This window comes from Caloramator proteoclasticus DSM 10124 (genome assembly GCF_900129265.1).
GTDB classification, from domain to species: domain Bacteria; phylum Bacillota; class Clostridia; order Clostridiales; family Caloramatoraceae; genus Thermobrachium; species Thermobrachium proteoclasticum.
Genome location: NZ_FQVG01000025.1, coordinates 1 through 21,504 on the forward strand (window position 1 = coordinate 1; position 21,504 = coordinate 21,504).

The 21,504-nt window shown below is 31.7% G+C and carries 22 protein-coding genes; 19 read left to right on the forward strand and 3 right to left on the reverse strand.

Annotated elements, in window-relative coordinates; translation table 11 throughout:
• Positions 1 to 157, reverse strand: a 157-nt coding sequence (locus tag BUB63_RS13360; protein WP_200790191.1) for a transposase, incomplete at its 3' end; no start/stop codon positions are given.
• Positions 158 to 392: 235 nt separating this feature from the next.
• Here BUB63_RS13360 and BUB63_RS07020 point away from each other — a divergent pair.
• The 13 genes from BUB63_RS07020 to BUB63_RS07080 all read left to right on the forward strand — a co-directional run bounded on the left by BUB63_RS07020 (position 393) and on the right by BUB63_RS07080 (position 14,897).
• Complete coding sequence (locus BUB63_RS07020) at positions 393 to 2,408, forward strand: FAD-dependent oxidoreductase (RefSeq protein WP_073248721.1); 2,016 nt, start codon at positions 393 to 395, stop codon at positions 2,406 to 2,408.
• A 113-nt stretch (positions 2,409 to 2,521) separates the two neighbouring features.
• Positions 2,522 to 3,112, forward strand: coding sequence for an MjaI family restriction endonuclease (locus tag BUB63_RS07025; protein WP_027307606.1), 591 nt, complete (start codon positions 2,522 to 2,524; stop codon positions 3,110 to 3,112).
• A 282-nt stretch (positions 3,113 to 3,394) separates the two neighbouring features.
• A complete protein-coding gene (locus tag BUB63_RS07030; RefSeq protein ID WP_143290252.1) occupies positions 3,395 to 4,438 on the forward strand; it encodes a DNA-methyltransferase in 1,044 nt (347 codons plus the stop codon).
• An 18-nt stretch (positions 4,439 to 4,456) separates the two neighbouring features.
• Complete coding sequence (locus tag BUB63_RS07035) at positions 4,457 to 5,581, forward strand: radical SAM protein (RefSeq protein WP_073248725.1); 1,125 nt, start codon at positions 4,457 to 4,459, stop codon at positions 5,579 to 5,581.
• Between the two features lie 318 nt (positions 5,582 to 5,899).
• Complete coding sequence (locus BUB63_RS07040) at positions 5,900 to 6,100, forward strand: hypothetical protein (protein ID WP_073248727.1); 201 nt, start codon at positions 5,900 to 5,902, stop codon at positions 6,098 to 6,100.
• 44 nt (positions 6,101 to 6,144) lie between these two features.
• A complete protein-coding gene (locus BUB63_RS07045; RefSeq protein ID WP_073248728.1) occupies positions 6,145 to 7,338 on the forward strand; it encodes a carboxylate--amine ligase in 1,194 nt (397 codons plus the stop codon).
• 26 nt (positions 7,339 to 7,364) lie between these two features.
• The gene (locus tag BUB63_RS07050; RefSeq protein WP_073248729.1) at positions 7,365 to 8,906 is read left to right on the forward strand and encodes a Mur ligase family protein; all 1,542 of its coding nucleotides are present in this window, start codon (positions 7,365 to 7,367) and stop codon (positions 8,904 to 8,906) included.
• A 33-nt stretch (positions 8,907 to 8,939) separates the two neighbouring features.
• Complete coding sequence (cuyB, locus tag BUB63_RS07055) at positions 8,940 to 9,629, forward strand: cysteate racemase (RefSeq protein ID WP_073248730.1); 690 nt, start codon at positions 8,940 to 8,942, stop codon at positions 9,627 to 9,629.
• Positions 9,630 to 9,705: 76 nt separating this feature from the next.
• Positions 9,706 to 9,876, forward strand: coding sequence for an aspartyl-phosphate phosphatase Spo0E family protein (locus BUB63_RS13220; protein ID WP_084106599.1), 171 nt, complete (start codon positions 9,706 to 9,708; stop codon positions 9,874 to 9,876).
• An 8-nt stretch (positions 9,877 to 9,884) separates the two neighbouring features.
• Positions 9,885 to 10,319 (forward strand): NUDIX domain-containing protein, encoded by a 435-nt coding sequence (locus BUB63_RS07065; RefSeq protein WP_051350540.1) that lies wholly within the window; start codon positions 9,885 to 9,887, stop codon positions 10,317 to 10,319.
• A 184-nt stretch (positions 10,320 to 10,503) separates the two neighbouring features.
• On the forward strand, positions 10,504 to 12,039 hold the full coding sequence (gene yfcC / locus BUB63_RS07070) for a putative basic amino acid antiporter YfcC (protein WP_073248731.1): 1,536 nt from the start codon (positions 10,504 to 10,506) through the stop codon (positions 12,037 to 12,039).
• A gap of 417 nt (positions 12,040 to 12,456) precedes the next feature.
• The gene (locus BUB63_RS07075; RefSeq protein WP_027307600.1) at positions 12,457 to 12,819 is read left to right on the forward strand and encodes an ArsR/SmtB family transcription factor; all 363 of its coding nucleotides are present in this window, start codon (positions 12,457 to 12,459) and stop codon (positions 12,817 to 12,819) included.
• The gene (locus tag BUB63_RS07080; RefSeq protein ID WP_073248733.1) at positions 12,816 to 14,897 is read left to right on the forward strand and encodes a heavy metal translocating P-type ATPase; all 2,082 of its coding nucleotides are present in this window, start codon (positions 12,816 to 12,818) and stop codon (positions 14,895 to 14,897) included. Before BUB63_RS07075 ends, BUB63_RS07080 begins: the two co-directional genes overlap by 4 nt.
• 62 nt (positions 14,898 to 14,959) lie before the next feature.
• Here BUB63_RS07080 and BUB63_RS07085 read toward each other — a convergent pair whose 3' ends face one another.
• On the reverse strand, positions 14,960 to 16,420 hold the full coding sequence (locus tag BUB63_RS07085; RefSeq protein ID WP_073248735.1) for an aminoacyl-histidine dipeptidase: 1,461 nt from the start codon (positions 16,418 to 16,420) through the stop codon (positions 14,960 to 14,962).
• A 201-nt stretch (positions 16,421 to 16,621) separates the two neighbouring features.
• On the opposite strand from BUB63_RS07085, the gene BUB63_RS07090 reads away from it, so the two are divergent.
• Genes BUB63_RS07090 through BUB63_RS07110 form a run of 5 tightly spaced genes read left to right on the forward strand, consistent with a single transcriptional unit; the run spans position 16,622 to position 20,403 of the window.
• Entirely contained in the window at positions 16,622 to 16,882 is a 261-nt protein-coding gene (locus BUB63_RS07090; RefSeq protein ID WP_073248737.1) for an HPr family phosphocarrier protein, read from the forward strand.
• An 8-nt stretch (positions 16,883 to 16,890) separates the two neighbouring features.
• Positions 16,891 to 17,643, forward strand: coding sequence for a DeoR/GlpR family DNA-binding transcription regulator (locus tag BUB63_RS07095; protein WP_073248739.1), 753 nt, complete (start codon positions 16,891 to 16,893; stop codon positions 17,641 to 17,643).
• 12 nt (positions 17,644 to 17,655) lie between these two features.
• Positions 17,656 to 18,579 (forward strand): 1-phosphofructokinase, encoded by a 924-nt coding sequence (gene pfkB / locus BUB63_RS07100; RefSeq protein WP_073248741.1) that lies wholly within the window; start codon positions 17,656 to 17,658, stop codon positions 18,577 to 18,579.
• A gap of 5 nt (positions 18,580 to 18,584) precedes the next feature.
• Positions 18,585 to 19,031, forward strand: a complete 447-nt coding sequence (locus tag BUB63_RS07105) for a PTS sugar transporter subunit IIA (protein WP_073248743.1) — start codon at positions 18,585 to 18,587, stop codon at positions 19,029 to 19,031.
• Positions 19,032 to 19,047: 16 nt separating this feature from the next.
• Positions 19,048 to 20,403: a PTS fructose transporter subunit IIC gene (locus BUB63_RS07110; protein ID WP_200790194.1), complete on the forward strand. Its 1,356-nt coding sequence runs from the start codon at positions 19,048 to 19,050 to the stop codon at positions 20,401 to 20,403.
• Between the two features lie 23 nt (positions 20,404 to 20,426).
• Here the strand turns inward: BUB63_RS07110 and BUB63_RS07115 are convergent, their stop codons facing one another.
• Positions 20,427 to 20,582: a DUF1540 domain-containing protein gene (locus BUB63_RS07115; protein WP_143290253.1), complete on the reverse strand. Its 156-nt coding sequence runs from the start codon at positions 20,580 to 20,582 to the stop codon at positions 20,427 to 20,429.
• Between the two features lie 145 nt (positions 20,583 to 20,727).
• Here BUB63_RS07115 and BUB63_RS07120 point away from each other — a divergent pair, with 145 nt between their 5' ends.
• Positions 20,728 to 21,426 carry a L,D-transpeptidase family protein gene (locus tag BUB63_RS07120; protein ID WP_027307592.1) on the forward strand — a complete coding sequence of 233 codons (699 nt, stop codon included), beginning with the start codon at positions 20,728 to 20,730 and terminating at the stop codon, positions 21,424 to 21,426.
• The last annotated feature ends 78 nt before the right edge of the window (positions 21,427 to 21,504 follow it).

Consider the following 21,504-nt stretch of genomic DNA (forward strand, 5'->3'; position numbering starts at 1 on the left):
TTGTTTTAAATAAACTTTTTATTACATTTTCGAAGCCAATTTTATGAGTAAATTCTTTAAGCAATAACAATCCTGTATCAGAAGATAAGTCACCACCATCAAAATTTAATCGTATTTTACTATTGCTTTCTAAACAAATATCATATAAACTAAACATTGAGAACCCTCCCTTTGTTTGGTATTTGTTTAGCAACTATATTATAACAAATTTGGGCCCTCTTTTTCATGTTTTTATTTCACTTTTTAAGTGAAATGCAGTTTAGTAAAAAATTAAGTTAATATGGGCTATAGAACTCTTTTAAATAAATTCCATGAATAATTCAGGTTTAATAATCCTATCAAAAAATAAATCTATCCGAAATTAGTAAATAAAATATGTTGAGGTGATTATTATGGAAAAAATAGTTATAATAGGTGGTGTAGCAGCGGGTGCTACAGCAGCAGCAAAAGCAAGAAGACTTTCGGCTGATGCTAAAATTACAATTCTTGAAGCTGGACCAGATATATCATTTGCAAATTGTGGGCTTCCATATTATATAGGGGGAGATATTAAGAATAGATCAAAACTTATACTACAGAGCCCAGAAAGTTTTTATGAACAATATCAAGTAGATGTTTATGTTAATACAAAAGCAATAGAATTAGATAGACAAAATAAAATTGTATATGCTGTTAATACTGTTACAGGTGAAAAGATGGCTTTTGATTATACAAAATTAATTTTAGCTCAGGGTGGTAAGCCTATTGCTCCACCAATTCCAGGTGCAGAACAAGATCATGTTTTTCAACTTTGGACACTTGAAGATATGGATAAAATACATTCATTTATAGAAAATAAAAAACCCAAAACAGCTGTTGTTGTAGGTGGTGGGTTTATAGGACTTGAAATGACAGAAGCATTAGTAAAAAGAGGGATAAAGGTTTCAGTAGTGGAAATGATGCCTCACGTGATGAGTATAATGGAAGCAGAAATAGCAGGTTTTATTCAGCAAGAAATGTTGTCATATGGGGTAAATATACTAACAGGTAAAGCTGTATCTGAGATAGGTAAAAACAGCGTAACACTTAAAGATGGCATAAAAGTGGATGCAGATATGGTATTATTATCAATTGGTGTTAGACCTACATTACAACTTGCACAAGAAGCTGGTCTTGCTATAGGCGATGCAGGAGGACTATTAGTTGATTCAACATTAAAGACAAGTGATGACAATATTTATGCAGCAGGCGATATGATTGAATTTGAACACAGAGTTCTTGGTAAGAAGGTTCGTATTCCTCTGGCGGGCCCTGCTAATCGTCAAGGAAGAATTGCAGCTGAGAATGCTCTTGGTAAAAAACATGAGTATAAAGGCCCTATTGGTACATCAATAGTAAGGGTTTTTGATGCAGTTGCAGGAATTACAGGGCTTTCATTAAAAGCTGCAAGGTCTGTAGGATTTAATGCAGATGCAATTGTAGTTCATAAGGAACACCATACTTCTTATTATCCTGGATCAGAATTAGTTACAGTGCTTATTGTTTATGATAAAGATACTGGATTAATATTAGGAGGCCAAACAGCTGGTTATGCAGGAGCAGATAGAAGGTTAGATGTTTTAGCAACTGCTGTGGCATCAAAACTTACTGTTTATGACCTTGCTGATATAGATTTTGCATACTCACCACCATTAGGAACTGCAAATGATGCTATTAATATGGCAGCCTTCGTAGCTGAGAATAGAATTTCAGGTTATTCACCTTCATTAACTGTTTCTGAAATTGATGATTTTTTAAATGGAAAAGATGCGTTGTGGATTGATGTTAGAGATGTATTTGCATTTGAAAAATCACATGTAGAGGGTGCAGTAAATGTACCACTTGAAATGATAGCAACTGTTCTAAACAGAATTCCAAAAGATCAATTAATATTAATTTATGATCAAACAGGAAAGAAAGGACATCAAGCAGTACGTACTTTTATTGGGGCAGGATTTACAAATGTGTATAATATAAGTGGTGGATTTGAAAGTCTTTCACGTTATATAAGGGCAATTAATCCAATAAATTTCCAAATTAATTTACCTTCACCAGAAGTCAAAAAAATAGGAGAAAAGAATACTGAAGATAAGAAGAATGTTGCAACAGAAGAAATAAAGAAGGAACAGTCTAATGAACCTTTAATTGTTGATGTTCGTACAGAAGAAGAATTTGAGTATGGAGCATTTCCAGGGGCTATAAATATACCTTTAGATGAATTAGAATATAGAATAGATGAATTAGGAAATAAGGATAGAAAAATAATTTTATATTGTGCGTCAGGAGCAAGAAGTGCTTATGCTGTTCAAATTCTTAGAGCTTATGGTTTTACAAATCTTGAAAATGGTGGCGGATTAACAAGAATGATGGCACGCTTAAGAAATAAATAAAAATAATAGGTAATAGGCAATTTGATTGGTTGAACTCTTAGTTTTTGATGATATAATTGTATTATAAAGCAAATATAAAGGATATATTATTTTGTTAAATTTTGGGGGTAGAAATGAAATTTCAAATTACAAATGAAAATATTCAAAAATATAATGGAATAACTAAACTAGAATTTCCAAAGTATACAACACAATTAATTAACTTAGCAAATCAAAATGCACAGGGAACTAGACCAAAAGTTGTTGGACAACTATCTGAATTGTTTCAAGAATTTCAAAATCAGACAAACGATATTTCTATTGAAAATTGGGAAAGTTGGTATTTAGATAAATATCCCAATGCAATTGAAGAAGCAACAATAAAAATTTATGAACAGATAGAGAACTTTAAAAAAGCTATAGAATTGATAGATAAAAATTTAGTGGAAAAATGGGTTCGAGATCTTGTTATTAATAAAACATATAATGGTTTATATGTTCAACAAGCAATTTTAGCAGCATTTGCTGAAAAGACAGGCCAAGATTTTAGATTAGCTACACCTTATGAAGAATCACAAGGTATTGATGGTTTTGTAGGAGAAACTCCCTATTCTATTAAACCTGATTCATATAAAACAATGGGACATTTGTCAGAAACAATTAATGTAAAAATGATTTATTATTCAAAAACTAAAACAGGTTTGTATGTTGAAGTGGAGGAATAGCTGTCAAATTAACTTTTATATTTATATTAAAATACAAACAAATATCAGATCAATCTAAAATTGTTTTTACAAATCCAGAAGTAATAGACCAAATAAAAAAACATGTCACTTAAGACATGTTTTTTTATTTATATTTAGTTAAACATATAAAATTAAAGTAAATAACTCAAACAAAATACTGTATGTTGCAATGGGGTAAATTATTAGTTATTATAATGATGTTGTGGATATTACTTTAGAAGATTAAATTAGCTTAGTTAAGCACAAGAAAGGATGAACTTAATGAGTACATTCCATAAATTATATTTTAAAAATTCATCAGATATGTCAGAAATCCCTTCTAATTCAATAGATTTAGTTGTAACATCGCCACCATATCCAATGATTGAAATGTGGGATGAGCTATTTTTTGAAGACCAAAATGTCAAACAGTCCTTTGAAAAAGGTGATGGCAGAAGTGCATTTGAATTTATGCATCAAAATCTTGATAAAGTTTGGGTGGAATTAAGTAGAGTTGTAAAAAGTGGAGGAATTGTTTGTATAAATATAGGAGATGCAACTAGAACAATAAATAATAATTTTGAAATTTATATGAATCATTCCAGAATAATAGCCGCAATGAATAAATTAGGTTTTAAATCTTTACCGTCTATAATATGGAGAAAGCAAACAAATGCACCAAACAAATTTATGGGGTCTGGTATGTTACCAGCAGGTGCATATGTTACATTAGAACATGAATATATATTAATTTTTAGAAAAGATAAAAAAAGAGAATTTAAAACGCAGCTTGAAAAGAAGATTAGGCAGGAAAGTGCTTATTTTTGGGAGGAGCGTAATACATGGTTTTCTGATTTGTGGGATTTTAAAGGAGTTAATCAAAATTTAAAGGGAAATTCACGTTCAAGAAGTGCTGCTTATCCATATGAATTAGCATATAGATTAATAAATATGTATTCTATTAAAGGAGATACTATCTTAGATCCTTTTTTAGGTACAGGTACAACTACTATAGCAGCGATGGCTTGTCAAAGGAATAGCATTGGTTATGAGATTGATAAAAATCTTTTAGAAATTATTGAAGAAAATGTATGGAAATCTATATCTTCGGCCAATAAGAGAACTCTTCAACGTATTAAGGATCATGACTATTTTATAAAAAATTACGAAAAGCCCATAAAACATTTTAATCAAAATTTAAAAATGCCAGTTATAACAGGTCAAGAAATAAATATTAAATTTAGTCTGATTGATAAAATTGAAAAAAATAATGATTATAATTATACTTGCTACTATAAAGATGTAATATTAGATGAAGATTTTTAAAATAGAGGAGGACAAGAGATGAAGATTTCAAAGAAGGATGCGTTGATGTGGTTTGAATTTTTTGCACAACTACCAGAGGATGAGGAGTTAAGTCCAAAGCAAGAAGAGATTGTTTATGCGACTTTTGCACAAATTGAAACAGTAGTTGAACATAGAAATAGTATGCTAATGTCTCAAATTAAAAATTTAAGAACATTAGAAAACAGAACTTATTTTGTTGGAAATAAAGATAAATTTCCTAAAGGTTGTCGTTCTTGTTTACTGGGCAATGGTTTGGGTGCTATTATAAAAACAAACAAGTGTAATTTAGATTGTAAGTTTTGCTATAACTATGGACAGTTAGAAGATATGCCTCCAGTTGGAGAAGGTTTATGGGAAATTGGAGGAACAAAGTTTTATGAAAGGGATATAGATCTACTTTTATCAATACAAAATAAACCTACTGGTGTTGCATATGTATATTTAGAACCATTTATGGAAATTGAAAAATATTATTCTGTAATAAAAAAATTTAGTGAAGCTAAAATCCATCAACATATGTACACAAATGGTACTTTGGCAACAGAGGAGACATTAAAGGCATTAGGTGAAGCTGGACTTAATGAGATACGCTTTAATTTAGGTGCTACTAACTGTTCAGACAAGGTTATAGAAAATATAGGTATAGCGAAACAGTATATTGAAAGAGTAGGTATTGAAACACCAATGACACCTGAGTTTTTTGAATCATTTCTAAAGAAAAAACAGGCTATATTAGATACAAAACTTGATTTTATAAACTGTGCAGAACTTCATTTAAATGAAAATAACATATACAATTATTATGGAGAAAATATGTATATATCAAGAGGTGGTTATATTTCACCAATTTGGAGTAGGGAGCTTACTCTTAAACTAATGAAAATTGCTGAAGAAGAAAACTGGGATTTAGTGGTTCACGATTGTTCAAACTATACAAAGTTTGCAAGAGGTTTAAATTTAGGCAGCAAAGAGGGAAAATGGTTTGGAGCAAGTAACTATTCTTGTGAGTTTTCAAGAATTCCATATGATGTATTTTTACCTATTTTGCAAGATGATAATTTTAAATTTTTAAGTGAAGAAGAATTACCATATGGATACAGGCCAGGGGAATTATTTTTCTAAAATATTGACACCTATATCAACCTAAAGTAAAAACTTTGATTTTTAAATAAATTTAAATCACCACTTTGGACGTGAATTTTTTCCAATAGGTAAGCCAATGGAAATATTCAAAAAATAGTATATACAAAAATATGAAAGAAAAAGAGTCATCTACAAATGAAGGTAGAGGGCTCTTTTTCTTTCATATTAAATAAACACTATTTACATTTAGATTTGATTATTGTATAAATATTTATTGTAATAATCTATAATGAAGAGTAATAATATGTTATAATACTTTTAAAAAGGGTTATATTTTAAATATCAGGGGGAGAAAAAATGGAAGTAGATAAAATTAAAAAATTCGAAGAGTTTTTTACGAATTCTTTCAGGGATGGGAAAGTAGTGAGAGAGTTGAGGTTATCTTCTGAGGAAGTAGAATATATTAGAAAATCATATCCAAATGTTCAAATATCTAAATTAAGTGGATATGAAAAAAACAAGGATAAAAATTGGTATACAGTAAAATTAGGGCGATAAGTTTTACTTTAGAAAAAATAACATTAGAAAGTAGGTTGTGAGATATGGAACATAAGAATAAAGCAGTTGTACTTGGAGCAAATTATTATATTGGACTTAGTGTTATTAGATGCCTTGGAAGTGAAGGAGTTAAAGTAGCAGCAGTTGATTATTCTAAAAAGGGTACATATGGATTTTACTCAAAATATTGTTCAGAGATTTTAATAGGTCCGCACTATAAGGAAAAGCCACAGGAGTTTTTACAATTTTTAATAGACTACGCAAAAAAGCAAGAGCATCCTCCAGTTTTATTTCCTTGTGCAGACCCTTATGTAGAGTTTGTTGATGAACATTTAGATGTATTAAAACAGTACTATTTAATACACGATATTGAGCAAGGTTTATATACAAAGCTTATGAATAAGGGAACTTTAAGGGATTTAGCAATAGAGCACGGAGTTAGAGTTCCTGAGACTGTAAGTGTTGATGAAGAGAATTTTATTGAAAAAGTAGAAGAACAAATTAAGTATCCTTGTTTAGTAAAACCTGTTGATTCTCATACCTTTGTTTCAATATTTAGAAGAAAGCTTTTTAAAGTTTATAATAGAGAAGAATTATTGTCTTGTGTTCAAAAAGCAAAGGAGGCTAATACGGAAGTTATAATTCAGAGGATAATAAAAGGTTTTGATGACTGTATGCACACCTTTGATGCCTATTTAAACAAAGATTCAAAGGTAACTCATTGGGTTACTTGTCAAAAGATGCGTCAATATCCTATAAATTATGGTGCTTCTGTGTATACAAAACAAAAATATGTACCAGAACTTTACGACATAGGAGCTAAATTTTTAGAAGGAGTAAAGTTTAAGGGATTTGCAGAAATTGAGTTTAAAAAGGATGAGGAAACAGGAAATTTCTATTTGATTGAAGTAAATGTTAGAACAACAAATTTAAATAATCTTTTATATAAGGTTGGAATTAATATGCCATATATTGCCTATAGGGATTTAACAGGAAATCCATTGCCAAATGATGCTGTGACTTGGGATACAAATAGAGCCTTTTGGTATGCCTATGAAGACATTTTAGCAATAAAAGAATATATTCGCACTAAACAGCTAACTTTATCTCAAGTTATTGCTTCCTTCTTTAGACCAAAGGCCTATGCAATTTGGGATATTAAAGACCCAAAGCCATTCTTCGTATTTTTAAATTCAAAAATATCAAGGGTATTTGATAAGATATTTAAAAGGGGATAAAAATTATTATTTGAGAGGAGAGTAAGATGATTAAATTATATGATTTAATAAAATGTCTTGACGAAGTAGAAATAAGAAATGGCAAAAATATAGATATAGAGGGAATAGCTTATAATTCCAAAAACGTTTTAAATGGTGATTTGTTTGTATGCATTAAAGGATATAAAACAGATGGACATAAATTTATATTAGATGCAGTTACAAATGGTGCAGTTGCACTTGTTGTTGAAGAGTTTCAAGATGGTTGGACAATACCTCAAATTAAAGTAAAAAACAGTAGAGAAGCATTATCAAGATTAAGTGATAGATTCTATGGTAGTCCTTCTAAAAAAATGAAGGTGATTGGTGTAACAGCAACTAATGGTAAGACAAGCACAACTTTTATGACAAACGCTGTATTGGAAAATAATGGTTTTAAAACAGGCCTAATAGGTACAGTTGCTGTTAAATATGGAAATACAATTATACCTGCAAACTTGACAACTCCAGAATCATTAGACTTACATAGATATTTTGATAAGATGTATAGGGAAGGGATTACCCACGTAACTATGGAGGTGTCCTCTTCAGCACTTGATTTGAAACGTGTAAATGATGTGGATTTTGACATTGTTGTCTTCAATAACGTAAGTAGAGAACACATAGACCTTCACGGTTCCTTTGAGGAATACTTTAGAGTAAAATCAAGTCTTATTACTAATGCAAAGGAAAATCAATTTGCTATTTTGAATTTAGATTGTCCATACGTTGCTTCTCTTGTTGATAAAACAAAGGCCAAGGTTATAACTTATGGTATTGAAAACCCAAATGGACATCTTTATTGCAAAAATATTGACCTTTCAACAGGACGAGCAAAGTTTACAGTTGAGATTAGAAAAGAGTTTAGAGGTGAAGATATTCTTTATACACCAACCTCCTTTGATGTAGAGCTTAAAACGCCAGGATACCACTCGGTTTATAATGCTATGGTTGCAATTACTGTTGGATTAATATGTGGTGTTCCAATTGATGTTATAAAGGATGCACTATTAAAGTTTGGCGGTGTTGAGAGACGTTTTGAAATAATATATGAAGAGGATTTTAAGATTATAGACGACCATTTTGCAAACCCTGGAAATATAGATGTGACATTAGAAACACTACAAAAGATGAAGTATAACAATTTAAAGCTGGTTTATGCAATAAGAGGAAATAGAGGGCCTATAGTCAATAGAGAAAATGCAGAAACAATTGTAAAATGGGCACATAAATTGGGTCTAAAGGAAATAATTGCGACTTTAAGTAGATCCCATACGACTGAAAAGGATTGGGTTAAAGAGGAAGAAATACAGGTCTTTAAGGAAGTTATGAATAAAGCTGGTATAGATGTTATTTTATACGATGAATTGTATGATTCAATAAAGCACGCGATAAAGGAAGTAGGAAAAGATGATGTAATTCTTCTTGCTGGTTGTCAAGGAATGGACTATGGAGCAAAGGTTGCACTTGAAATCATAAGAGAACTAAATCCTAATATAGATGCAGTTAAGTTATTTAAACCATTACAAAACAGAGTAGCAGGTGTGTAAATATACGTAGTCTAAAGAAAGAAGGGAAGATAGATGAACGATAAGGTCATAGGTATAATCGGAGGAATGGGACCAGAAGCAACTGCAGATCTATTTATGAAAATAATTCAAAAAACAAAGGTTGAAAAGGATCAAGATCATTTTAGAATAATAATAGACAACAACCCTAAAATTCCAGATAGAACAAAGGCAATTTTATATGGTGGCGAAAGTCCAATAAATGCACTTATAAATACTGCAAAGAATCTTGAAAAGGCTGGTGTAGATGTTGCGTGTATTCCTTGTATGACATCGCACTATTTCATAGAAGAAATTCAAAACAGTGTGTCTTACCCTATAATAAATGCCTTTGATGTAGTAAGAGAATGTATATTTAAGCATTATCCCAATGTTAAAAATATAGGTGTTTTGGCAACGACGGGAACAGTTAAAACTGGTATATTCAAAAAACATCTCGATTTTGCTAATGTTATATATCCATCTCCAACTATTCAAGAGGAAAAGGTGATGGAGGCAATATATGGCGAAAAGGGAATAAAAAGAGGTGTTAAAAACGAGATACCATTAAATTTATTAAAGAGTGCAGCAGAGCATTTAATTTCTCAAGGAGCAGAGCTTATAATACTTGGATGTACAGAAATAGGATTAGTTTTAAAACAAGAGCACGTTGAAGTACCTGTGATTGACCCTATGGATGTTTTAGCTGATGCACTTATAAAATAACAAAAAACGACAACACATTGTAGCAATAATCCCCATCTTAATTGTGTTAAAATACAATTGAGATGGGGTGATTTATGTGGACAAATATATACTAATGAAGGAAGTAGAAAAATTAAATCGAATGGTAGAATGTACTGATTATAATAAATTGCAAAATAATGACATTATAAAGCAAAGTCAAATAGTAGATAAACTAATAGTTGCATATATGAAGCAAATGCACAATAAAATAAAAGTAGCAAAGTAGGAGGAATTATGAAATTTCATAGAGCAGTTGCTGTATATATATTAAATACAAAAAATGAAATTCTATTACTTTATCACAAAAAACTAAATACGTATCTTCCGCCAGGTGGACACGTTGAAGAAGGGGAGTTAACTCACGTTGCAGCAGAAAGAGAAGCCTATGAGGAGGCTGGCGTTAAAATTGAGTTTATTGATGTAAAAAATAATCTTGGTGATGAAAGAGCAACACCTCTACCAACTCCTTTTTTAGTTCAGCTTGAGGATATAGGAGACCATTATCACGAAGATTTTGTGTATTTAGCACGAGCAAAAAGTGATAGGCTTATAAATAATGAAGGACACAAGGATATTGGATGGTTTTCAATTGATGAGGCCTATAAATTAGAATTGTTTGAAAATGTAAAAAAACAATTAGATTATATTAGAAAAATTATATGCGTTTAATCTAAAAAGTCCTCTTGTTAAGTCAGAGGGCTTTTTATTATGGGAACAGGTTTAATGGTTATATATGGATATTATTATAATTTATTCTATATCCAATATAAAAATTAAACTACATATAGGAATAAATATAATTTGGCATTTAATTTGCATATATTTAAAACAAGAATATTAAGGGGGGATTTATATGTCACAAAACCTACAGGTTGAAACTTCGACTGTAAAGAATAAGACGGTAAAGGTTCCACATACTTATGTAATCATCTTTATGGTAGTTTTGCTTGCTTGGCTTCTTACATTTTTGGTTCCAGTTGGAAAGTTTGAAACTCAAGAGGTTAAGTACAAACAGGGAGAAAAGGAGAAGAAGAAGACAGTTGTTAAAGCAGACAGTTTCCAATATGAAGTTGATGAATCAGGTAATGTAGTTAGAAAACCTGCAAAACTATGGGGAACAGAGGATACTGGCGGTTATGGTATGTTAAACTATGTATTTGAAGGTCTTGTAACAGGAAATAAATGGGGTTCAGCAGTTGGTATAGTAGCATTTATACTTGTTATAGGCGGTGCGTTTGGAATTATTTTAAGAACAGGTGCAGTTGATTCAGGAATAATGTCAATGATAAAAGTAACAAAAGGAAAAGAATTTCTAATAATACCAGTTCTCTTTGTTTTATTCTCACTTGGTGGTGCAATATTTGGAATGGGTGAAGAGACTATTCCATTCGCAATGATAGTTGTACCTCTTGTAATAGCTTTAGGATATGATGCGGTTGTTGGTGTGCTTATAACATATGTAGCAAGTCAAATTGGATTTGCAACATCTTGGATGAATCCATTTAGCCTTGCTGTTGCACAGGGAGTTTCTGGAGTTCCTGTATTTTCAGGTGCGACCTTTAGAATAATAATGTGGATTGTATTTACCTTTGCAGGTTTAGTTTATACAATGGTTTATGCAAGCAAAGTTAAGAGGAATCCAGAATATTCAGTTTCTAAGGAAGCAAATGAATACTTCAAAAAAGAAGCGATTAAAGAAGATGGAAAGCACGAATTCAATTTAGGACATAAATTAGTTCTTTTAACAATACTATTAGGAATAATTTGGGTTGTATGGGGCGTTACAAAGAAGGCTTATTACATTCCTGAGATTGCATCACAATTCTTTGTTATGGGACTTGTTGCAGGTATAATAGGTGTTATATTTAAACTAAATGATATGAAGGTAGATGACATTGCAACATCCTTCCAAAGAGGAGCAGCAGACTTAGTTGGAGCAGCACTTGTTGTTGGTATGGCAAAGGGAATATTAATAATACTTGGTGGTTCTGACCCTTCAACTCCAACAGTATTAAACACTATATTAAATGGAATGGGCAAAACAGTAGGTCAATTAGGAGGAGCTTTTGCAGCTTGGTTTATGTATCTATTCCAATCAATATTCAACTTCTTTGTTGTATCAGGTTCAGGTCAAGCAGCACTAACAATGCCAATAATGGCTCCACTTTCAGACTTGGTTGGAGTTTCAAGACAGACTGCTGTACTTGCTTTCCAACTTGGTGATGGATTAACTAATGTTATAGTTCCAACATCAGCTTGTTTAATGGGGGTTTTAGGTGTTGCAAGAATAGATTGGGGTAAATGGGCAAAATGGCAAATTAAGATGCAAGGATTCCTATTCTTATTAGGAACAATTTTCGTTCTAATAGCACACTTTATAGGATTCTAATATGTGTATTTAAAAATTAGCAAAAGGTAAAACAAGTTTTTCAGTCTGTTGAAATATATTGATTAGCCCCATGAAAGATTTCTTGGGTATTCGTTCATTTTGCTAAGCAATTCTAAGCTTTTCTTTGTTTGAAAAAGTCCTACCCTCGCGATGCCATCGTCCTGATGGCCGCTCGGCTCGGCACGTCCTGTGCCGAATTACGGACTTTTTCAAAGTCGAAAAGCAAGAATTGCTAAAGCTCATGAAAGAACCTATCGAAATCCTTTCATGGGGCTTTTTCAAATTTTAGCTAACAATTAGGTTTGTTAACAGGCCGAAAAGTAAACTACCTTTTGCTAATTTTTGTTTGCATTTTATTGTAGATAAGTATATAATAATATATGAACAATTATTCATATATTTAAGTGAGGTGATTTTATGGATAAAAAGATAGATATATGTTCCTGTAGCGTGATACACGAAGAAGTGGTTAATGAAGTAAAAAATAAAATGCCTGAGGAAGAATTGCTTTTTGATTTAGCAGAGTTTTTTAAGGTTTTTGGTGATAGCACAAGAATTAAAATAATGTATGCACTTTTTGAACATGAGATGTGTGTATGTGATATAGCAGCTCTTCTTAATATGACTCAATCGGCAGTTTCACACCAGCTTAGGGTGTTAAAACAAGCAAGACTTGTTAAATATAGAAAGGAAGGAAAAGTGGTTTATTATTCCCTTGATGATGAACATATAAAAGACATTGTAAAAGAGGGACTTGAACATATAAATGAAGGGAGATGAGGGATTTGAAATATGAATATTATTTAGAAGGTTTAGGATGTGCAAATTGTGCAGCAAAAATGGAAAAAAGGATTAAAGAAATAGAAGGTGTAGAGTTCGCTTCTATTGATTTTGTAAACAAAAAGCTAATAATTGAAACAAAGAATGTTGAGTCTGTATCAAAGGAAGCTGAAAATATAATAAAAAGTATTGAATCACACGTCAATATGGTAAGCATAAATAATTTAGAAGAGAAATTAGAGGAGAAAGAGGAATTAAAATCAAAATTTATTCAATACTTAATTGGAATTGTATTGTTCCTAATTATGATTTTTTCAAAAAATCAAAGCATAAAATTAGTTTTTGCTTTTATATCCTATATTTTAATAGGAGGTGACATTGTTTTAAAGGCCCTTAAAAATATTATAAAAGGACAAATTTTCGATGAAAACTTTTTAATGACAGTTGCAACATTTGGAGCCTTTTTAATAGGAGAGTATCCCGAGGCAATTTCAGTTATGCTTTTTTACAAGATAGGTGAAACTTTGCAGGATATGGCTGTTGATAAATCAAGGAAATCAATTAAAAACCTATTAAAGCTCAAGGCTGAATTTGCAAATCTATTAAAAGACAATAACCCTATAAAAGTTAAGCCTGAGGAATTAAAGATAGATGACGTTATTCTTGTAAAGGCAGGAGAGAGAATACCTGTTGATGGAGTAGTTGTGGAAGGGGTAAGTTCATTAGATACATCAGCATTAACAGGAGAAACTATGCCATATTTTGTGAATGAGGGTAAAGAAGTTTTGTCAGGAAGTATAAATTTAGATGGAATAATAAAAGTTAAAGTTACAAAGCCATACAAAGATTCAACAGTAAAAAGAATATTAGATTTAGTTGAAAACGCAGCAGCAAATAAAGCAAAAACAGAAAACTTTATTACAAAGTTTGCAAGATACTATACTCCTGTAGTAGTAGGTTTGTCCTTTTTACTTTCGGTGCTTCCACCTTTTTTAGGCTATGGTACCTATAAAGAATGGATATATAGAGCTTTAATATTCTTAGTTGTATCCTGCCCCTGTGCTCTTGTTATATCAATCCCACTTAGTTTCTTTAGTGGTATTGGGCTTGCTTCAAAAAGGGGGATTTTGATTAAAGGAAGTAACTATATTGAAGCACTTTGTGATCTAAAGACAGTTGTTTTTGATAAGACAGGAACGTTAACGTTAGGAAAGTTTAAGGTGTCTGATATTATGCCTATGAACGGCTTTAATAAAGAAGATGTGCTAAAGTATGCAGCATATGTAGAGAGCTTTTCTAACCATCCAATTGCAGTATCGATAGTAAAGGAATATGGAGAGTATATAGATAAAACTAAAGTAAATGAATTAAAGGAGATAGCTGGACAAGGTTTAATTGCAGTAGTAGAAGGTAAAAAAGTAATAGTTGGAAATTTAAATCTTATGAAGTTAAATGGTGTAAAAGTTTTAGAAGAATTAAGTGGAACAGTGGTATTTGTAGCAGTTGAAGGAATTTTAGCAGGCTATATAATTATTTCAGATACAATAAAAGGCTCAAGTAAACAAGTCATAGAAGCACTAAACAAATTAAATATAGATACAGTAATGTTAACAGGTGATAATAAAAACTCGGCAGAGAATGTAGCAGGACAATTGGGTATAAAACAATATTATTACGGGCTTCTTCCACAGGATAAAGTACAAAGATTTAACCAGATAAAAAAAGAGACTTTAGGTAATGTTGCCTTTGTTGGCGATGGAATAAATGATGCACCAGTTCTTAAAATATCTGATGTAGGAATTGCAATGGGGGCATTAGGCCAGGATGCCGCAATAGAAGCAGCAGATATAGTAATTACAAATGATGAAATAGAAAAGGTTTATGAAGCAATTAATATCTCAAAATATACAAGGAAAATTGTTTGGCAAAATATTATATTGGCACTTTCTGTTAAAATATTGGTGTTAATATTAGCAGCTTTAGGTTTATCTAATATGTGGGAGGCAGTTTTTGCCGATGTTGGGGTTGCATTACTTGCAGTATTGAATTCTCGAAGAATATTAAAGATAGATTACTAAAATTATATGTTAAAAGGCACATTGAAGTGATTATTTAAAATCACTTCAATGTGCCAAATTTATTACTTAATTTCCTTTAAAACTGCAAGTAAATAATCCCACATTCTCTTTACAGATGATATGCTAATGTGTTCATCTGGTGTATGAACATCGTATAGATTTGGCCCAAAGGAAATCATATCAACATCTTCACCCAATTTTTCTTTAAACAGACCACATTCAACACCAGCGTGGATTGCAACTATTTCTGCGTCCTTTCCAAACATCCTCTTGTATACATCCATAAATAGCTGTCTTAGTTTTGAATCTGGGTCATATTGCCATTCTGGGTAGTCAGAATCTGCAACAAGTTCAGCACCTATAACTTCTGCAACCTTCTTGGCTTGGTTGAGTATATTATATTTTAAGCTTCTAACTGAACTTCTAACTGCAGATTGGAAAAGAATTTCATTTTCCTTTGTTTCTACTACACCAAGGTTAGTTGAACTTTCAACAAGCCCATCAATTGCCATACTCATTGTTTGTATTCCATTCGGTATAAGAACAAGTGATGCAATAACTTTATTTTTTGTATCACTATCAAAGCATTTATTTATTTCTTTATCAATCTTTGAAACAAATACATTTACATTTGCATCTGAACTTCTAAGTTCATTCTTTAAAATCTTATCCCATTCGTTTATTTTATCTTGAAGCTTTTGAAGATCATTTTCGTTTATTAAAATAGTAGCATCGCATTCTCTTGGTATTGCATTCATTTTAGAACCGCCGTTTATTTCAACTAAATCAAAGTTTAATTCTCTTGCAAGGTCATCTAAAATTCTTCCCATTATTTTGTTAGCATTTCCTCTACCTTTGTCTATTTCCATACCAGAGTGACCACCCTTAAGTCCTCTTATACTAATAGTATAGGCAGCCTTATTTTTGTCAGCGTCTACAAGGTTTGCCTTAATCTTATGAGTTGTTCTAACACCACCTGCACAGCTAACAAGAAGCTTGCCTTCTTCTTCAGAGTCTATATTTATTAGCATTTTTCCCTTTAAATTACTTCCATCAAGTGCCATTGCACCACCCATACCTGTTTCTTCTTCAACTGTTAAAAGAACTTCAATTGGTGGGTGAGGAATATCATTGGATGCAAGAATTGCAAGTGCGTAAGCTATTGCTATACCATTGTCTGCTCCAAGTGTTGTTCCATTTGCGTATATGTAATCTCCATCTAATCTAAGTTGTATAGCATCCTTTTCAAAGTCGTGCCTTGTATCTTTGTTTTTTTCACAAACCATATCCATATGTCCTTGTATAATTACAGTTGGAGCATTTTCATATCCTTTTGTTCCAGGCTTTTTGATTATTACATTTAGTGCTTTATCTTGAATAACCTCAAGGTTATGCTTTTTAGCAAAATCTACAAGATAGTCACTTATTGCTTTTTCGTTTCCTGAACCTCTTGGAATTTTGGATATTTCTTCGAAATATTCAAATACTAATTGTGGTTCTAATCCTCTTAAAACGTCAGCCATTTTATTACCTCCCTATAGGTTTTTTCATTACATAAATATTATATGAAAATACAAAATATTAATCAATCTAATTATTTAGAAAAATTATAAAAATATATTGACTTAAAAATTCAGATAATTTATAATGAAATCAAACATAAACAAACAAAAACAATCATAAAATGATAATGAAATAAACATAAACAAACAAGAGGTGAAGGAATGAAGGTTCTTAAATATACTTTTAAAACTGAAATGGCACTCCATGCAAGACCAACTACAATGATTATATCAGAGGCAAATAAATTTAAATCTGATATAAGAATAGAAAAGGATAATATAAATGTAAATGCTAAGAGTTTAATAAGTGTTTTAAGCCTTGTAGTAGAAAAAGGGGATACTATTAAGATAGTTATAGAGGGTTCTGATGAAGAAGAGGCATATAATTCTATAAAAAATTTATTTGAAAGTTTAGAGAATTAGGTGATGTTATGTTTGCAGAGGAACGAAAAGCCAAAATACTTGAAATGATAAATTCAGGTAACAGTGTTAGAGTTTCAGAACTTTCAAGGTTATTTAATGTCTCAGAGGCAACAATTAGGAGAGATTTAATTGAACTTGAGCAGGCAGGTTGTATTGTAAGAACCCACGGAGGGGCTGTGTCTAAGACAAGTACAAATTTTGAACCTTCCTTTAAAGAAAAACAAGATAAATTTCTAAAGGAAAAGGAACAAATAGCTAAAAAGGCAGCTTCTTTAATAGAGGATGGAGATACAGTTACCATTGATTCAGGAACTACAACTCAGTTTATTTCAAAGTATTTAAATGCTAAGGGTGTAACAGTTGTTACCAATTCAGTTAATCTTGCAGATGAACTATCTGATAGGGAAGATGTTGAGGTAATAGTAACAGGTGGATTACTTAGAACAAAAACTAAGGCGATGGTTGGGCCTGTTGCTGAGGAAACACTAAAAAAGCTTAAGGTTGATAAGCTCTTCTTAGGTGCCAATGGAATATCTATAAAATCTGGTGTAACAACTCCTAATATAGTTGAGGCTAATACTAAAAGAGTAATGATAGAAGGGGCGAAAGAGGTATTTTTATTAATAGATAGTTCTAAATTTGATGAGGTTAATTTTTCATTAATATGTCCTGTGTCAAAGATAGATTATATCGTTACAGATAAGCTTCCTAAGGATTATGAAAAATATGAATATTTAGGTATAAAATTCATACTAACATAAGAAGGTGATAAATTGATTTATACTGTAACTTTAAATCCAGCAATAGATAAAACAATCGTATTAGATAAACTTTTATTAGGAAACGTAAATAGGAGTATAAGTTCGAGGGATGATATAGGGGGAAAGGGAATAAACGTTGCAAAGGTTATAAAAAACTTAGGATATAATGTATGTGCATTAGGGTTTATCGGTAAGGAAAATAGCGATTATATATATAGGAAATTGAATAAATATGGGGTTTGCCACGATTTTATAGAGGTTGATGGAGAAACAAGGACAAATATTAAAATTGTTGAGAGGGAAGAGGGAATATTTACAGATATAAACCAGTGTGGTTTTAGTGTGGATAGTCTTGATTTAGAGAAGTTGATAAGAAAGCTTAAAAATAGAGTCAACAGAGAGGATGTTGTTGTTCTTTCAGGAAGCTTGCCTAAGGGAATTGAAAGTAATGTATATAAAGTTATTATAGAACAATTAAAACAAAAAGATGTAAAGGTAATACTTGATGCAGAAGGACAAGCACTAAGATATGGAATTGAAGCCAATCCATATTTAATTAAACCCAATATCAATGAACTAAAAACAATTGTAAATTGTAGTGAGGACATAGAAGATATAAAGCAATCAGTTGAAGAATTTGTAAATAAGGGGATTGTAGTTGCAGTATCTATGGGAGAAAATGGAGCATTGCTTTTTTCAAAGGAACAAAGTCTATATTCGAAACCATTAAAGGTAGATGTAAAAAGTACTGTTGGTGCAGGTGATTCAATGGTTGCAGCTTTTGCAATAGGTGTACACGAAAATATGCCATTAGAGGATACATTTAGGTTAGCAATTGCGTCATCTACTGCAAAGGTAACTATGGAAGGTAGCCAAGCACCCAACAGAAAAGAAATACTAAAATATATAGAATTAGTAGAAATACAGAGGAGGTAACAAAAATGGAACTACAAAAAATCTTAGCACCACAAAGAGTACAATTTAATCTAAAATCAAAATCAAAGATGGAGGTAATTGAAGAACTAATAGACATTTTATATAAAGACGGAAAAATAACAGATAAAGAGAAATTTAAAGAGGTGGTGATAAAGAGAGAAGAGGAATTTACTACAGGAATTGGAATGGGAGTTGCAATACCTCACGGAAAATCAGAATATGTTGTAGAACCAGCTTTAGTTTTTGGTATATCAAAAGAAGGTATTGATTATGATTCGATGGATGGAAAATTAGCACACATATTCTTTTTAATTGCAGTACCTAATAATGCAAATAATGAACATTTAACAATTTTAAGTATGCTTTCAAGAAAACTTATGTATGAAGATGTTAGGAATAAACTAATTAGTTCAAAAAGTTATGAAGATGTTATAAATGCATTTAAAGAATGATGAGGGGGAAGATATTATGAAACTTTTAGCAGTAACATCCTGTCCAACAGGAATTGCTCATACTTATATGGCTGCTGAAGCACTTAAGATAGCAGCTAAGGAACTTGAGGTTGAAATTAAAATAGAAACAAGAGGTTCGGTAGGAGTTGAAAATGAAATAACTGCAGAAGATGTAAAAGAGGCACATGCTGTTATAATTGCAGCTGATACAAAAATTGATAAATCAAAATTTAATGGGCTTCCAATGATTGAAGTTTCAGTAAAAGATGCTATAAAGGATGCAAAGGGATTAATTCAATCGGCAATGAAGCTTGAAAAGAAAAATACTTATGTTGACAAGGTGTTTGAAGCAAAGCAGGAAGAAAAGAAAAAAATTACAGGAGCATATAAGCATCTAATGACTGGTGTTTCATTTATGATTCCTTTTGTAGTTGCAGGTGGTATATTAATTGCTCTATCCTTTGCCTTTGGTATAAAGGCCTTTGAACAAAAAGGAACACTTGCAGCAGCACTTATGGACATAGGTGGTGGTGGAGCATTCTCACTTATTGTACCTATATTAGCAGGATATATAGCATATTCAATAGCTGATAGACCAGGTCTTGTACCAGGTATGATAGGTGGTGTTCTTTCAAGTAAATTAGGTGCAGGTTTCTTAGGTGGTATTATTGCAGGTTTTGCGGCAGGTTATGTTGTAGAATTTTTAAAGAAAACAATTAAATTACCCAAAACTATGGAAGGTTTAATGCCTGTTTTAGTACTACCATTATTATCAACATTAATTGTTGGACTTGGTATGATATATGTAGTAGGTACTCCAGTTGCTTCTATAAATAAGGCAATGGAGGGCTGGTTGAATAGCTTAAGTGGAGGAAGTGCAATAACTCTTGGAATAGTGTTAGGACTTATGATGGCCTTTGATATGGGTGGTCCAGTAAACAAAGCTGCATACACTTTTGCAGTTGGTACATTAGCAGCAGGACAACCTTCAACTGTTATGGCAGCAGTAATGGCAGCTGGTATGGTACCACCACTTGGAGTATTTTTGGCGACAAGAATAGCAAAAAATAAATTTACAAAGGATGAAATAGAGGCAGGTAAAGCAGCATTTTTCCTTGGAATTTCATTCATAACAGAGGGTGCAATACCATTTGCTGCAGCTGATCCACTTAGAGTTATACCTTCAATTATGGTCGGCTCAGCAGTGACAGGAGCTCTTTCAATGGCATTTAAGTGTACACTTGCTGTACCACATGGAGGAATATTTGTTTTACCAATACCAAATGCAGTAGGTGGATTATTGTTATACGCATTATCTATAGTTATAGGTACTATAGTATCAGGTATAATGATAGCGGCACTTAAGAAGTAAAAATGGGACCAAAAGGTCCCATTTTATTTGCATTCAAAGCTTCCGCAGTCGGTTGCTTCTTTATCCTTTGCAGGATTATGATGATTAACAACTTGAATTGAATTTAGTGTGCAATAGTTTTGAGATCCTGCGTGATGTTTGCAGTCACGTACGGTACAAGAAATATTTTTGTTCATCATAAAATTTTGCCTCCTTTAACAAGGTTTTATCGTAATAATTATCCCTTTAATTACAAGTATATTTTTAGTTAAAAACATATAAAATATTCATTATTTTTTGCTTTTCTTCATATTTTATAATTAAGTGATTATGTGGGGGGAGACGATGAAAAGGAGGTATATTGCACTTTTTATAATTGTACTTATGTGCATTATAGTTGCAGTTGGTGGGACGCTTATTTTTGTAAGAAGTGATAGTGTTTTTAAGAAAAACAAAAATTCAAGTTCTAAGTATTATATTTTTGTTGATATAACTATAAATAGACTTTATTTATATAAAGATAATGAACTTGTGAAAACTTATCCAATAGCTTCAGGTCGTCCAAATACTCCATCGCCTATTGGAGTTTGGAAAATAATAAGCAAGGATACTTGGGGAGAAGGTTTTGGTGGAAGATGGATGGGTTTTAATGTTCCTTGGGGGAAATATGGTATACACGGAACAAAAGAACCCTGGTCAATAGGACACGATGAGTCTGAAGGATGTATAAGGATGTACAATAAGGATGTTAGGGAGTTATATAAAATAGTTCCAATAGGAACAACAGTAAGAATTTATGGAGGACCATATGGCCCCTTTGGAGAAGGGTTTAGAGTATTAAGACCTGGAGATAGAGGAGCTGATGTATATGAAATTCAGAGACTTTTAAAGGAAAAGGGATATTTTAAAGGTTATGTTAATGGAATTTATGGTGAGGATATGAAACAGGCTGTATTTAATTTTCAAAAAAAGAATGGATTAAAGCAGAGCAATGAAATAGGTTATATTTTTTACGAAAAATTAGGAATTAAACTAATGGATTGATAGGCATGCTTTTTTATATGCATGCCTAAATTAATTATTCACATAGGATAATTTTGTATTATAATTAGTATATAAATA